The organism is Blastomonas sp. RAC04 (genome assembly GCF_001713435.1).
GTDB classification, from domain to species: Bacteria; Pseudomonadota; Alphaproteobacteria; order Sphingomonadales; family Sphingomonadaceae; genus Blastomonas; species Blastomonas fulva.
In genome coordinates this window covers 2,011,025-2,023,610 of record NZ_CP016460.1, presented here as the reverse complement: position 1 = coordinate 2,023,610, position 12,586 = coordinate 2,011,025, and the positions used below count along the sequence as shown (strand labels likewise).

14 protein-coding genes and 1 other RNA gene are annotated in these 12,586 nt (G+C 64.5%); 7 read left to right on the top strand and 8 right to left on the bottom strand.

Annotated features, from left to right (window positions below; translation table 11 throughout):
- Nucleotides 1-55: 55 nt before the first annotated feature.
- The 5 genes from BSY18_RS10325 (at nucleotide 56) to rimK (ending at nucleotide 4,698) form a co-directional block, all read left to right on the top strand.
- Nucleotides 56-703 (top strand): adenylate kinase, encoded by a 648-nt coding sequence (locus BSY18_RS10325; RefSeq protein WP_069050550.1) that lies wholly within the window; start codon nucleotides 56-58, stop codon nucleotides 701-703.
- 124 nt (nucleotides 704-827) lie between these two features.
- The gene (locus BSY18_RS10320) at nucleotides 828-1,661 is read left to right on the top strand and encodes an SRPBCC family protein (protein WP_069050549.1); all 834 of its coding nucleotides are present in this window, start codon (nucleotides 828-830) and stop codon (nucleotides 1,659-1,661) included.
- Between the two features lie 195 nt (nucleotides 1,662-1,856).
- Nucleotides 1,857-3,212 (top strand): NADP-specific glutamate dehydrogenase, encoded by a 1,356-nt coding sequence (gene gdhA, locus BSY18_RS10315; protein ID WP_069050548.1) that lies wholly within the window; start codon nucleotides 1,857-1,859, stop codon nucleotides 3,210-3,212.
- An 84-nt stretch (nucleotides 3,213-3,296) separates the two neighbouring features.
- Complete coding sequence (locus tag BSY18_RS10310; RefSeq protein WP_069050547.1) at nucleotides 3,297-3,767, top strand: ATP-dependent zinc protease family protein; 471 nt, start codon at nucleotides 3,297-3,299, stop codon at nucleotides 3,765-3,767.
- A 25-nt stretch (nucleotides 3,768-3,792) separates the two neighbouring features.
- Entirely contained in the window at nucleotides 3,793-4,698 is a 906-nt protein-coding gene (gene rimK, locus BSY18_RS10305) for a 30S ribosomal protein S6--L-glutamate ligase (protein ID WP_054134258.1), read from the top strand.
- Between the two features lie 20 nt (nucleotides 4,699-4,718).
- On the opposite strand, the gene BSY18_RS10300 is transcribed toward rimK, so the two are convergent.
- From BSY18_RS10300 to BSY18_RS10285, 4 genes are all read right to left on the bottom strand, one after another.
- Nucleotides 4,719-5,234 (bottom strand): NUDIX hydrolase, encoded by a 516-nt coding sequence (locus BSY18_RS10300; protein ID WP_069051857.1) that lies wholly within the window; start codon nucleotides 5,232-5,234, stop codon nucleotides 4,719-4,721.
- Nucleotides 5,235-5,372: 138 nt separating this feature from the next.
- Nucleotides 5,373-6,056 carry a TPM domain-containing protein gene (locus BSY18_RS10295; RefSeq protein ID WP_054134259.1) on the bottom strand — a complete coding sequence of 228 codons (684 nt, stop codon included), beginning with the start codon at nucleotides 6,054-6,056 and terminating at the stop codon, nucleotides 5,373-5,375.
- A 6-nt stretch (nucleotides 6,057-6,062) separates the two neighbouring features.
- The gene (locus BSY18_RS10290; RefSeq protein ID WP_442856555.1) at nucleotides 6,063-6,899 is read right to left on the bottom strand and encodes a TPM domain-containing protein; all 837 of its coding nucleotides are present in this window, start codon (nucleotides 6,897-6,899) and stop codon (nucleotides 6,063-6,065) included.
- Nucleotides 6,896-7,486, bottom strand: coding sequence for a LemA family protein (locus BSY18_RS10285; protein WP_054134260.1), 591 nt, complete (start codon nucleotides 7,484-7,486; stop codon nucleotides 6,896-6,898). Before BSY18_RS10285 ends, BSY18_RS10290 begins: the two co-directional genes overlap by 4 nt.
- Nucleotides 7,487-7,646: 160 nt before the next feature.
- Between BSY18_RS10285 and mscL the strand changes: the two genes are divergently transcribed.
- Nucleotides 7,647-8,072, top strand: a complete 426-nt coding sequence (gene mscL / locus BSY18_RS10280; protein WP_054134261.1) for a large conductance mechanosensitive channel protein MscL — start codon at nucleotides 7,647-7,649, stop codon at nucleotides 8,070-8,072.
- A gap of 63 nt (nucleotides 8,073-8,135) precedes the next feature.
- Nucleotides 8,136-8,479, top strand: a transfer-messenger RNA (tmRNA) gene (gene ssrA / locus BSY18_RS10275).
- A 58-nt stretch (nucleotides 8,480-8,537) separates the two neighbouring features.
- Here ssrA and BSY18_RS10270 read toward each other — a convergent pair.
- The 4 genes from BSY18_RS10270 to BSY18_RS10255 all read right to left on the bottom strand — a co-directional run bounded on the left by BSY18_RS10270 (nucleotide 8,538) and on the right by BSY18_RS10255 (nucleotide 12,540).
- Nucleotides 8,538-8,765 (bottom strand): hypothetical protein, encoded by a 228-nt coding sequence (locus BSY18_RS10270; RefSeq protein ID WP_054134262.1) that lies wholly within the window; start codon nucleotides 8,763-8,765, stop codon nucleotides 8,538-8,540.
- 91 nt (nucleotides 8,766-8,856) lie between these two features.
- A complete protein-coding gene (locus BSY18_RS10265; protein WP_069050545.1) occupies nucleotides 8,857-10,107 on the bottom strand; it encodes an N-succinylarginine dihydrolase in 1,251 nt (416 codons plus the stop codon).
- A gap of 205 nt (nucleotides 10,108-10,312) precedes the next feature.
- Nucleotides 10,313-11,323: an arginine N-succinyltransferase gene (locus BSY18_RS10260; RefSeq protein ID WP_069050544.1), complete on the bottom strand. Its 1,011-nt coding sequence runs from the start codon at nucleotides 11,321-11,323 to the stop codon at nucleotides 10,313-10,315.
- A complete protein-coding gene (locus BSY18_RS10255) occupies nucleotides 11,320-12,540 on the bottom strand; it encodes a hydrolase (protein ID WP_069051856.1) in 1,221 nt (406 codons plus the stop codon). Before BSY18_RS10255 ends, BSY18_RS10260 begins: the two co-directional genes overlap by 4 nt.
- Nucleotides 12,541-12,586: the final 46 nt, after the last annotated feature.

Below are 12,586 nucleotides of genomic sequence, written 5' to 3'. Positions count from 1 at the left end.
TCCATTCTGAATATGAAGGGCCGGGGCAACCGGTCCCCAGGGGATGTGACTGTCCATGAATATCATTTTGTTGGGCCCGCCAGGTGCCGGTAAGGGTACCCAGGCGCAGCGTCTGGTTGACGAACGCGGCATGAAGCAGCTCTCGACCGGCGACATGCTGCGCGCTGCGGTCAAGGCGGGCACGCCGATCGGCCTCAAGGCCAAGGCGGTCATGGAAGCGGGCGAGCTGGTCTCCGACGAGATCGTCTCGGGCATCATCGGTGATGCGCTGGACGAGCTTTCGCCCCAAACCGGGATCATCTTCGACGGCTACCCGCGCACCGCGGCGCAGGCGGTCTCGCTCGACGAGATCCTCGAAGCGCGCGGCCGCAGCCTGCACCATGTCATCGAGCTGGGCGTAGACGAAGACGCGCTGGTCGATCGCATCACCGGCCGCTTCACCTGCGCCAACTGCGGCGAGGGCTATCACGACCGCTACAAGCTCCCCGCCAAGCAGGGCGTGTGCGACAAGTGCGGCTCGACCGAATTCAAGCGCCGTCCCGATGACAACGAGGACACCGTGCGTACCCGCATGGCCGAATATCGCGCCAAGACCGCACCGATCCTGCCGATCTACGAAGCGCGCGGTATCGTCAGCCGGGTCGATGGTATGGCGAGCATGGATTCCGTCGCCGGCGCCATCGCCGGGGTTCTCGACGCCTGATCCACGGGTTTCCCCTCCCGGCAGCGGGAGGGGCAGGTCCGGAGCTGGCGCTTCTCTCGATAGACTTGCGGGACCACCCGATCGCGGGCATGAACCTGGAACATCACCGGGGAACCCTTTGCACATGCGCACCGCTCTTGCCGTTCTGGCTCTCGCCACCCTTGCCGCCGCCCCAGCCCATGCCGAGGTCACTGCGCAGTCGGACAACGGCTTTGCGGTCAAGCACAGCGTGACGGTCGCGGTCGATCCGGACGCCGCCTTTGCGATGCTGCGCACGCCTGCCAAATGGTGGGACAAGGACCACACCTGGACCGGCAGCGCCGACAATCTCTACATGGATGCGCAGGCAGGGGGGTGCTTTTGCGAGTTGATCCCCAACGAGGCGACCACCGAAAGCGGCGCGCCGCAGCGGACCTTGCGCGGCAGCGTCCAGCACATGCAGATCCTTTATGTCGATCCGGGGAAGCTGTTGCGGCTGTCCGGCGCGCTGGGACCGCTGCAGGGTGAAGCGATGGCGGGCACGATGACGGTCAGCCTCGCGCCGATCAAGGGAGGCACCAGGCTCACGTTCGAATATGTCGCGGGCGGCTTCATGCGGATGCCTCAGGGCGAGATGGCACCGGCGGTGGACGGCGTGATCGGCGCGCAGGCATCGCGTCTGGCGATGGCGCTGGGCCCACTGGTGGGCGGGGGTGGTGCTGAAGCTCCCGCCACCAGCGAACCCGAGCCTGAGCCCGAGCCCGCGGCTGACACGGATGCCGCTGCCGATGATGCCGGCGGCAGTGTCAGCAGCCTGGTTGCCGATCTCGAGCCGGACGACGCGGTATCGGCAGGCAAGGACGAGGAGCCTGTCGCCAAGCCCGCCGCCAAGCCTGCCGTGAAGCCTGGTCCTGCAGCAGGCACCAGGCCGCTTGCCCGGCCTTCGCGCGATCGTGATCCCGAAGAGGGTGGGCGCTGAAGCTGGCCACTTCCGGCGCCTTCGAACAGCCCCGGCCGCGAGCCTCCGGGCGGTCTGAAAGCTGTGCCAATTAGCACTATCGCCCCGGGCAATTTACGCTAGAGTTTGCGCAGAATCGCAGGCGAATCAGGAGAGTTCGCTGCCATTCGGGCCGGGTCGCGCAGTTCGCAGCAATACCTTGAAAAGGGGGCACCCATGGCCGTATCCGATCACGTAGACTTGCCGACCTTCATGGAAGGCGTGAAGAAGCGCAATCCGCACCAGCCCGAATTTGTCCAGGCGGTGCAGGAAGTCGCCGAAGACATTTTCGACTTCATGGCCGACAAGGTCCAGTATCACGAGCAGCAGATCCTGCGCCGTATCGCCGAGCCCGACCGCGTCATTTCGTTCCGCGTCTGCTGGGAGGATGACAACGGCAATATCCGCGTCCAGCGCGGCTGGCGCGTGCAGAACAACAACGCCATCGGTCCGTACAAGGGCGGCATCCGTTTCCACCCCTCGGTGACCGAATCGGTGCTGAAGTTCCTCGCATTCGAACAGACCTTCAAGAACGCACTGACCGGCCTGCCGATGGGCGGCGGCAAGGGCGGATCGAACTTCAACCCCAAGGGCAAGAGCGTGCGCGAGATCATGCGCTTCTGCCAGAGCTTCATGACCGAACTGTACCGCCATATCGGTGCCGACGTTGACGTGCCCGCAGGCGACATCGGCGTGGGCGGGCGTGAAATCGGCTATATGTTCGGCCAGTACAAGCGCATCACCAACCAGTTTACCGGCGTGCTCACCGGCAAGGGTCTGGAATGGGGCGGCTCGCTGATCCGCACCGAGGCGACCGGCTATGGCGCGGTCTACTTCCTCTCCAACATGCTGGCGCACAAGGGCGATGGCCTCACCGGCAAGACCGCGGTGATCTCCGGATCGGGCAACGTTGCCACCCATGCGGCGGAGAAGATCGTCCAGATGGGCGGCAAGGTGCTGACCCTGTCGGATTCGGGCGGGTTCATCCTCGATCCCGATGGCATCACCCAGGACAAGATCAACTGGGTGAAGGAGCACAAGACCCATCGCCGCGGCCGCATCGAGGAATATGTCGAAGCCTTCAAGGGCGCGACCTTCCATGCCGGCAAGACCCCGTGGGGTGTTCCCTGCGATGTCGCATTGCCCTGCGCCACGCAGAACGAGCTGCTCGGCGATGATGCGCGCATGCTGGTCAAGAACGGCTGCATCGCGGTGTCCGAAGGCGCCAACATGCCCACCGATCTCGATGGCGTGCACGTGTTCAAGGATGCCAAGATCCTCTACGCGCCGGGCAAGGCCTCGAACGCCGGCGGCGTTGCGGTCTCGGGGCTCGAAATGAGCCAGAACTCCGAGCGCCGCGCATGGAAGGAAGACGAGTTGCAGCAGATGCTCAAGGACATCATGATGGGCATCCACAACAGCTGCCTGACCTATGGCGACAACGGCAAGGGCTATGTCGATTACGTGAAGGGCGCGAACATCGCGGGCTTCAAGAAGGTGGCCGATGCGATGCTCGCCTTTGGCGTAGTCTGACGCGATGACAGGCGCGGCGAGCAGGACGAACTGCTCGCCGCAAGCCTCTTGCGCCGCGCGCGCGTCCTGCTAACGGGCGCTGCGATGCCCCGGCTCTCCAGAAAGATCAAAGCGAGCCGGGAGCTGATCGATATCGGCTGGTCCGAGTGCGTCGACCTGCCCGATCTGGGGCTGAGCCGGATCAAGGCGAAGATCGACACCGGCGCAGCTACCTCCTCCATCCACGCGACGCGGGTCAACCCCTTGATGATCGATGGCCAGCTGGTCGTCGAATTCTGGTTCCGCGCGCACCGCGGCGAGCCTGCGCGCAAGTTTCGCGCGCCCGGAGTCGAGCAGCGCCGGGTCAAGAGCTCGAATGGCGCGATCGAACTGCGCTATGTCATAGAAACGACGATGATCCTTGGTAGCGTGCGCTGGAAAGGGCACATGACCTTGGCCAATCGCAACACCATGAGCTTTCCGCTGTTGATCGGCCGCCGCGCGCTGCGGCGCGGTTTCCGTGTCGATTGCGCTCGCAAGTGGGTTCTCGGCCAGCCCGAGGAATCCGACCGATGATCCCTTTTCCCCAAAGGACCTCCCCATGAAAATCGCCATGCTGGCGCGCAATCCCAATCTCTACTCGCACCGCCGCCTGTGCGAGGCGGCCCGGACGCGCGGGCATGAGATCGACATCCTCAACACTCTGCGGGTGACGATGAACATCACCTCGCACCGCCCCGGCGCGCAATATCATGGCGAGCCGGTGGCGCGTTACGACGCGGTGATCCCGCGGATCGGCGCCTCGATCACGCAATATGGCCTTGCCGTGCTGCGCCAGTTCGAGATGATGGGCGTGTGGTCGCTCAACGAGAGCGTCGCGATCGGGCGCTCGCGCGACAAGCTGCGCTCGATGCAGATCTTCGCCAAGCATGGCCTCGGCCTGCCGGTCACCGCCTTTGCGCACGACCCCAAGCAGACCGACGAGGTGCTCAAGATCGTCGGCGGCGCGCCTGTCGTGATCAAGCTGCTCGAGGGGACGCAGGGCATAGGCGTTGTGCTGGGCGAAACCGAAAAGTCAGCCAAGTCGGTGATCGAGGCGTTCCGCGGCGCCAACGTCAACATCCTGGTGCAGGAGTTCATCAAGGAGGCCGATGGCAGCGACATCCGCATCTTCGTGATCGGCGGCAAGGTTGTGGCCTCGATGATGCGGACTGGCGCCAAGGGCGATTTCCGCTCCAACCTGCACCGTGGCGGCACCGCCAAGGCGATCAAGATCACGCCGGAGGAACGCTCGACCGCGGTGCGCGCGGCGCGCGTCATGGGGCTGAACGTGGCGGGCGTGGACATCCTGCGCTCCAATCACGGTCCGGTGATCATGGAGGTCAACAGCTCGCCTGGGCTCGAAGGGATCGAACATGCCACCGGCAAGGACATTGCCGGGATGATCATCGATTTCATCGAGGGCAACTGCAAGGCGGGCGCGACCAAGACCAAGGGCAAGGGCTGAGGCCCGCCGGGGCGCCCGGGTCAGCCCAGCATCCGCGCGCCCAGCAGCATCAGCAGTTTCACATCCATGCCGCAGCCCTGCGCGCGCTTGTCGGCGACGAAGCGCTCGAACTCGGGAAGCGGCACGACATGGACGGTGATGTTCTCGCCCTCCACCCCGCCGCCTGCGTGCACCTGCACCAGATCATGCGCGCGCATCAGGTGGAAGGCCTCGCTGACCATTCCGGGGGAGGAGTAGAACTCGCCGAGATTTTCCATGCGGCCTGCACGGAAGCCGGTTTCCTCTTCCAGCTCGCGCGCTGCCGCCAGCTCGGGGGCTTCGCCGCTTTCATGATCGCCGATCAGCCCGGCGGGAAGTTCGATGCAGCTGCGGCCCAGCGGCACGCGATACTGTTCGACCAGCACCACTGCGCCTTCGTGCACCGCCAGGATCACCGCGGCGCTGATGCCCCGGCTGCGCGAGACATATTCCCATTTTCCGCGTGTCTTGGCGGTGATGAACCGTCCCTGCCAGACGATTTCCTCAGTTTCGGTCATCAGGTTTCCCAGCACAGGTTAGGTCTCGTCATTCCCGCGAACGCGGGAAGCCCGCTTTTGCTCTGACGGAGAGCAGAAGCGGGACCCCCGCCTTCGCGGGGGTGACGAAGCAAAAGCCATTGCGAACTAGCACAACCTTCAAAGCTCGATAAGCCGATCAGGCAGTTCGTTGGGATTGTCGCCGGTCTTGGGGAAATGCTCTGCCAGCACCTTGCCGACATCGCGCACAGCCGCCGCCATGCCTTCGCCCGCGCGGCCTGCCTTGAGCTCGACGATCATGTCCGCCATCGCCTCGCCCCAGACATCGGGTGAGACCTTGGCGGCGATCGCGCTGTCGGCAACGATCTCGGCGCGGTGCTCGGCCATCGAGAGGTAGATCAGCACCCCGGTGAGCCCGACCGTGCGCTTTTCGGCGCTGACCTTGAACAGGTTGATCGCCCGCGCGCGCACCCGCATCTGCTTGACCGCAGCCGGGGTCAGCGCAAGCCGCAGCGGTTTCCACCCCAGGATCAGCCGCACCGCGGCGAACTTGATCCCCAGCAGCAGCATGATGATGGTGAGGTATTCGCCGGGGGTGTAGACATGCTCCCAGCCGCCGGTGAAGGTCGACAGCAGCTGTTCGAACCATTCGGGGAACACCGCGATGCAGGCGAGCGCAAGGAACATCGCGGCGACCGCCCAATAGATCGGCGTTTCGCGATAGTCGTCGGATTGCCCAGCGATCACCGTGACGATCTCGCCATTGGTGTGCTGTTCGGCCTCGGCGACCGCAGCGGTGACGATGCAATGTTCGTCGGGGGTGATGGTTTCAACCTTTGCCATGCTGTCTCACCATCCGCCCGAAGAGCCGCCGCCGCCGAAGCTGCCGCCGCCTCCGCCAAAGCCGCCCCCACCGAAGCCGCCGCCTCCGCCACCCCAGGAAGAGCCCGAAGAGCCGCCCCAGGTGGTGATCCCGCCGACGCCCGCGCCACGATAGCGCGAACCCTTGCCCTTGCTGCTCAGCGCGGGAATGATGAAGAAGAACAGGATGATCAGCCCCCAGAAGATGAACAGACCAATACCGCCGCCATCATCGCTCGACCGGGCCTCTTCCTCCACCTTGGAGGCAAAGGCGCGCGCTTCCTCGTCGGGCAGGGTCAGCTGGGTGATGATTGCATCGGCGCCCGCTGCAATGCCGCCGGGAAAATCCTTGTCGCGAAAGCGCGGCAGAATGTCCTGCTGGATGATGACGCTCGACAGCGCATCGGTGAGCACGCCTTCGAGGCCATAGCCGACCTCGATTCGCACCTTGCGTTCATTGGGCGCGACGATCAGCAGCGTGCCGTTGTCTTTTTCGGCCGATCCTTTTTCGGCTTGGCCGATGCCCCATTCGCGGCCGAGCTGATAGCCGTATTCCTCGATCTCGTAGCCCTGCAGATCGGGGAGCGTTGCAACCACCAGCTGGCGGCTGGACTGCTTCTCCAGCGCCTCCAGCTTGGCGGTCAGCGCCGCTTCCTGTGCGGGATCGAGCAGATTTGCGGCATCGACCACGCGACCGGTGAGCTTGGGGAAGGCCTGGGCGAGGGCGGTCTGGCCCGGCGCCGCTGCGATCAGCAGCAGCGCCAGCGCCAGACATTGCCTCAACCATGATTTCCAGCCCCCGGTCGGGGCGGGTGTTGTGGTCACGATCCGAAATCGACCTTGGGAGCCTCGTTGGCGCCTTCGGTCGTCGCCTTGAACGGCACCATCGGCTTGGCACCATGGATCAGGTTGGCGCCGATCGAATCGGGGAAGGTGCGGATGGTGGTGTTGTACTGCCGCACCGCCTCATTGTAATCGCGCCGGGCGACCGTGATGCGGTTCTCGGTGCCTTCGAGCTGGCTCATCAGCGTGGTGTAATTCTGCTGGCTCTTGAGATCGGGATAGGCTTCCACCACGGTGCGCAGCTGGCCCAGCGCCTGGGTCAGCTGGTTCTGCGCCTGGCTGAACTTCTCGAAGGTGGCGGGGTCGGAAAGGTCATCGGTGGTGACGTTGATCGAGGTCGCGCGCGCGCGGGCCTCGGTCACCTGGGTCAGGATCTTCTCTTCGGAGGCCGCACCGGCCTTCACCGTGGAAACCAGATTGGGCACCAGATCGGCGCGCCGCTGATACTGGTTCTCCACATCGCCCCATTTTGCCTTGGCGTTTTCCTCGGCGGTGGGAACGGAGTTGATGCCGCAAGCGGACAGCGCCAGAACAGCCAGCGGCAGCAGGGCATAACGGGTGATACGCATAGTCAGAATTTCCCTCCGGTTGATAACGCGCGACCGTTATATCGTATTAATACGGCAACTCTGCAAGACCATGTTTTACATGTTACGCCTGCAAAGCGCTCGACTTCTCCACGTCGCTCACGATTATAGGGCGTTATCGTGACAGCAAAAGGGGAAACACGTGTTCGCAGAGTTCAAGGCGTTTATCATGCGCGGCAATGTGCTCGATCTGGCGGTGGCCGTGATCATCGGCGCAGCGTTTGCCACCATCACCACATCGCTGACCGAGGACCTGATCATGCCGGTGGTCGGCGCGATCTTCGGCGGCGCGGATTTCTCCAGCTATTTCGTCATGCTGGGCCCGGTGCCTGAGGGTTATACCGGATCGCTCAACGACTATGCCGCGCTCAAGAAGGCCGGGGTTCCGCTGCTCGGCTATGGCCAGTTCATCACCGTGGTGATCAACTTCCTGATCCTGGCGTTCATCATCTTCCTGATCGTGCGTCAGGCCAACAAGCTGATGCCCAAGGAAGAAGCGCCCGCCGCGCCCGCAGGCCCGAGCGAGACCGAACTGCTCGCCGAGATCCGCGATCTGCTGAAGAAGTGAGCCTACGCTCTCCCCTCCCGCATGCGGGAGGGGAGAGGAGGAAGATAAGGATTTTCCCCACACTCACTTCCCATTCATCAATCCATCGCTATATACATCCCTGCCGGTTCGTCCGGCTATGACGATAAACTGCGGCGTGCAATAGGCACAGCGGACCCGGGGGCGGTACCCGGCGGCTCCACCATGAACCCTGCGCAGGCAGGGCTTTTGACGGGGCCGAACTAGGATCGACGTGTGTTGAAAGACGTTGTTTTCGTCCGGGCTGAGTAACCCGTTAAAGGCTCAAACACGATAAGTGCCAATGACAATGACGCACTCGCCCTCGCTGCATAATTCAGCGGCCTAACGGCCAAGAGTTATCTAGCAAGAGCGCGGTTGAACCCACCGGGCAACAGAAGCGGAGTTCAGCGGTTTGGAGAGCACCGGGCAACAGAAGCTCTCCACCTTACCCATCATTTCGGAGCGTCACTCGGGGCCATAGGCCTTCTGGTACTCGATCGCGTCGAGCATCTTGGCGCCGGCCATGAACACCGCGCCGGTGCAGGCGACGAACAGCAGCCAGCCGCCATATCCGGGATACTGATCGAGATAGAGCTTGCCGCGTTCGCAGGCCCCCAGCGCCAGTGCGTAGGTGATCAGATACACCTCGAACTTGGTCTTGATCAGGAACAGGCGCCGGATTTTCTCGAACATGGAACTTCTCTCCGCAAGCCCCGTGCCAAGGGCTGATTTCTGCGGTCCCTTATGGTGAAGATCGGGTTAATGTGTAAAGCCTGCCGACAGGTCAGCCAAGCTCGCCCAGATCCAGCGCATCGATCAGCGCCGCGCGCGCGGCACGCACCGTCTCGGCCAGGGCCGGGTCGGCAAGGTCAGCCGGGGCGATCCGTTCGGGCCAATGGCTGGCGATGATCCGCTCGATGCTGTCGAGCCTGTCAGGGGTTGCCATGAAGCGCGGGTCGACCGTGGCGGGATCCGCGACCACGCGCAAGCGCAGGCAGGCCGGGCCGCCGCCATTGGCCATCGACTGGCGGACATTGACCGGGACCAGCCGGCGGATTGGGCCATTGCCCGCGACCATCGCCTCAAGCCACTGCCACACCGCGGTCACCTCCTGCGATTCGCTGGGCAGCACCAGCGCGTGGCCGCCCTCGGGCAGGCTGACCAGCTGGGCGTTGAACAGATAGCTCTTGATCGCATCGGCAAGCGACACTGCGCTGGCGGGCACCTCGACGATCTGCACCGCCGGGAAGGCTGCGCGGATTTCGGCATAGGCCTCAGCCCGATTCTCGAACGCCTGTTCGTGGGTGAACAGTACGGTCTCGTTGGCGACGGCGACGACATCGTTGTGGAAGGCGCCCGCCGCGATCGCGGTCTCGCTCTGCTGGAGGAACAGCGTGGCATCGGGCGCAAGCCCGTGCCGCCGGGCGATCGCCTTGCCCGCCTCGATATGCTGACGCGCGGGGAAGGGGCCGCCTGCCTTGCCATAGACGAAAATCTCGACGCCGGCGCCATCATGGCCGTCGCACAGTCGCATGTGATTGGCCGCGCCTTCATCGCCGAACGGGGCAGGCACCGGGCCGTGCACCGCAAAGTGCCGCGTGTCGGCAAAGGCCAGCTGCAGCTGCGCCAGCGTTCCCGTCCACTCATGGCTGCGGTGCGGCATGGTGACGAGGTTGGCGACCGTCAGATGGCAGCGGCCATCTGCGGTATCCGGGGCAGGGGAGACGGTCGCGGCGTTGGCCGCCCACATCGACGAGGCGGAAAAGGCCGCGGCGCGCATGTGCGGCTCGGCGCTGGCGATATCGCAGCCCAGGCTTGCAAGCCAGCCGGTATTGGGCCGGTCGAGCGGCAGGAAGAAGCCCTGCGCCAGCCCTAGCGCGATATTGGCGCGCATCTTTGCCACGCCCTGCAACGCCGCCGCGCGCGGCTCGCTGACCGCGCCCGCGTTGCTCGCCGAGGCGATGTTGCCCAGGCTCAGCCCTGCGTAATTGTGGCTGGGTCCGATGATTCCGTCGAAGTTGATTTCGGTCAGCATGGTGTTCCTCTGATCTTCCTTCTCCCCTTGAGGGAGAAGGTTACGAAGCCTTGGCGGCGCAGCCGCTTAGGCGCAGTTGGATGAGGGGTATGCGGCCCTTTGGTCCGCGCGGTCGCTAGGCGACCGCTGCCCCCTCTCCCAGCTTCGACTAGGCAGCGAGCTGCCAAGTCTGCGCAACCCTCTCCCTCGTAGGGGAGAGGGGTTTTTACCGCTCAATCCAGCGGACGGCATCGCCCTCAGCCACGCCCAGCAGGTGCGCGGCCCTGGCGTCGAGCGCGACGCTGTCGCCCCGATCCGCGACATGGCCATAAGCGCAGCGGAAGTCCGCCAGCCTGCCTGTCGCTACCAATGCGAGCGCGCCGTCGTCGGCGGTTCCGCCCAACACCGCATCGCGCGAGTTGCGGATCGAATGCACCTGGTCGGTGCGCGCGGTCATCGTCGGGCCTCCGTCGAAGATGTCGACGTAATTCTCATAGGCAAAACCTTCATTCTCCAGCATTCGCATCGCCGCGCGGCCGCTGACATTGGGACGGCCGAGCACATGGCGCGCGGCATCCGAGAGCATCGCGACATAGACCGGGTGCTTGGGCATCAGATCGGCGATGAACTGGTTGCCGCGCAGCGCATTGAAGGTGTCGGCCTCGTCGAAGCTCATCCCGAAAAAGCGCCCGGCAATGCTGTCCCAGAACGGCGAATCCCCCGCCTCGTCGATTACCCCGCGCAGTTCGGCCAGGATGCGGTCGGTAAAGCGCGCGCGGTGCATGGCGATGAACAGATAGCGGCTGCGCGCCAGCAAAAGCCCCAGCCCACCCGCGCGCTCGCCGGGGTGGAGGAACAGTCCGCCGACTTCACACGATCCCTCAAGATCGGTCACCAGGCTCAGGATTTCGGCGCGGAATGTCTGTTCGAGCTCGGCGCTGTGCTGTGTCAGGGTGCTCAGGCGATAGGAATAGAACGGCCATTTTTGCCCCACCCGGGTGAGCAGCTGGCAGGTGCCGCGAATCTCGCGGGTCCGCGTGTTTTCCAGCACCAGCACGAACAGTTCGTCCTCGACGCTGTCCTCGGTGCGCGCAAAGGCCTCGGTCGAACGCTCGATCTTGGATTGCAGCGACTTGCGGTCGGCGGGCAGGTTGGTGAACCCGCCACCGGTAAGCTTGGCCATCTCGTAGATCGGCTGCAGATCGCCTGGCGTCGCCGCCCGGATGACAAAACTCATAAACCCCTCTTTTCGGCGAGCCGCATGATGGTGAGCGCGGACAGACGGGCGCGTTCGGCCAGGCTGTCGGTGATCAGGAATTCGTCGGCGCTGTGGATCGCGCCCCCGCGCACGCCCATGGTATCGACCACCGGCACCCCGCACGCGGCGATGTTGTTGCCATCGCACACCCCGCCGGTGCCGCGCCAGCCGATCTCAAGGCCCAAAGCCGCGCCGCAGTCCTTGACCAGCCCGAACAGCTTTTGGGCACCCGGATCGATTGGCTTGGGTGGGCGACCGAAGCTGCCATGCACATGCACCGAAACTTCGTGCTCGCGGCCGATGGCGTCGGCGATCTGGCGCAGCGCTGCATCGGCATGGGCCTGCATTTCAAGGCTTTGCGGGCGGAAGTTGACCCGCAATATCGCATGATCAGGTACGACATTGTTGGCGCTGCCGCCGTCGATCCTGGCGGGGTTGACCGACAATCCGTCGCGGGTCAGCGCTTTCAGCCGCACCGCCATGTCGGCGGCAGCGACCAGCGCATTGCGCCCGTCCTGTGGGTTGCGGCCGGCGTGCGCCGAACGGCCGGTGACGATGACCGAGAAATTGCCCGATCCGCCACGTTCGCCTGCCAGCGTGCCATCGGGCAGCGCGGGTTCATAGGTTAGAGCGGCAAGTTTGCCCGCCGCCAGTTCGGCGATCAGCGCCGCGGACGAGCCCGAACCCACCTCCTCGTCGGAGTTGATCATCACGTCATAACCGATGGTGGCGGCAAGCGGCGATGTCTCTACCGCGCGAAGGCCTGCCAGCATCACCGCGATGCCGCCCTTCATGTCGGCGACGCCTGGACCATTGAGCACCCCTGGCTCGAGCCATGTCAGGCTCTGGAAGCCGCTGTCGACGGGAAATACGGTATCCATGTGCCCGGTGAGCAGCAGCCGCAGCGGCGCTTGCGGCCGCACCTGCACCACCAGATGCTGGCCGCGCTGGATCGTGTCGATGCTGCCATCGGCGCGCACCGCATCGACCGGCGCGGGATCGATCAGCCGCACGTCACCGGGAAGCGCCGAAAACGCGTCCGCTAGCAGCTGCGCGGTCTGGGTGAGGCCTGCAAGATTGCCGGTCCCGCTGTTGATCGCGGCCCATCGTTCGACCTGGCTCAACATCGCGGTCTGGTCGATGGTTTCAAGGCAGGCGCGCTCGGATCCGGTCAGTCTGGCAGGGCTGGTCGTCATCCGCCATGCCATAGCCCGGTTGGTCGCATCCTACCACCCGTAGCGG

Excerpts from the sequence above, each read along its gene's own strand:
- BSY18_RS10325 (WP_069050550.1), top strand. The coding sequence starts at position 56 with ATGAATATCATTTTGTTGGGCCCGCCAGGTGCCGGTAAGGGTACCCAG.
- BSY18_RS10320 (WP_069050549.1), top strand. The coding sequence starts at position 828 with ATGCGCACCGCTCTTGCCGTTCTGGCTCTCGCCACCCTTGCCGCCGCC.
- gdhA (WP_069050548.1), top strand. The coding sequence starts at position 1,857 with ATGGCCGTATCCGATCACGTAGACTTGCCGACCTTCATGGAAGGCGTG.
- BSY18_RS10310 (WP_069050547.1), top strand. The coding sequence starts at position 3,297 with ATGCCCCGGCTCTCCAGAAAGATCAAAGCGAGCCGGGAGCTGATCGAT.
- rimK (WP_054134258.1), top strand. The coding sequence starts at position 3,793 with ATGAAAATCGCCATGCTGGCGCGCAATCCCAATCTCTACTCGCACCGC.
- BSY18_RS10300 (WP_069051857.1), bottom strand. The coding sequence starts at position 5,234 with ATGACCGAAACTGAGGAAATCGTCTGGCAGGGACGGTTCATCACCGCC.
- BSY18_RS10295 (WP_054134259.1), bottom strand. The coding sequence starts at position 6,056 with ATGGCAAAGGTTGAAACCATCACCCCCGACGAACATTGCATCGTCACC.
- BSY18_RS10285 (WP_054134260.1), bottom strand. The coding sequence starts at position 7,486 with ATGCGTATCACCCGTTATGCCCTGCTGCCGCTGGCTGTTCTGGCGCTG.
- BSY18_RS10270 (WP_054134262.1), bottom strand. The coding sequence starts at position 8,765 with ATGTTCGAGAAAATCCGGCGCCTGTTCCTGATCAAGACCAAGTTCGAG.
- BSY18_RS10265 (WP_069050545.1), bottom strand. The coding sequence starts at position 10,107 with ATGCTGACCGAAATCAACTTCGACGGAATCATCGGACCCAGCCACAAT.
- BSY18_RS10260 (WP_069050544.1), bottom strand. The coding sequence starts at position 11,323 with ATGAGTTTTGTCATCCGGGCGGCGACGCCAGGCGATCTGCAGCCGATC.
- BSY18_RS10255 (WP_069051856.1), bottom strand. The coding sequence starts at position 12,540 with ATGACGACCAGCCCTGCCAGACTGACCGGATCCGAGCGCGCCTGCCTT.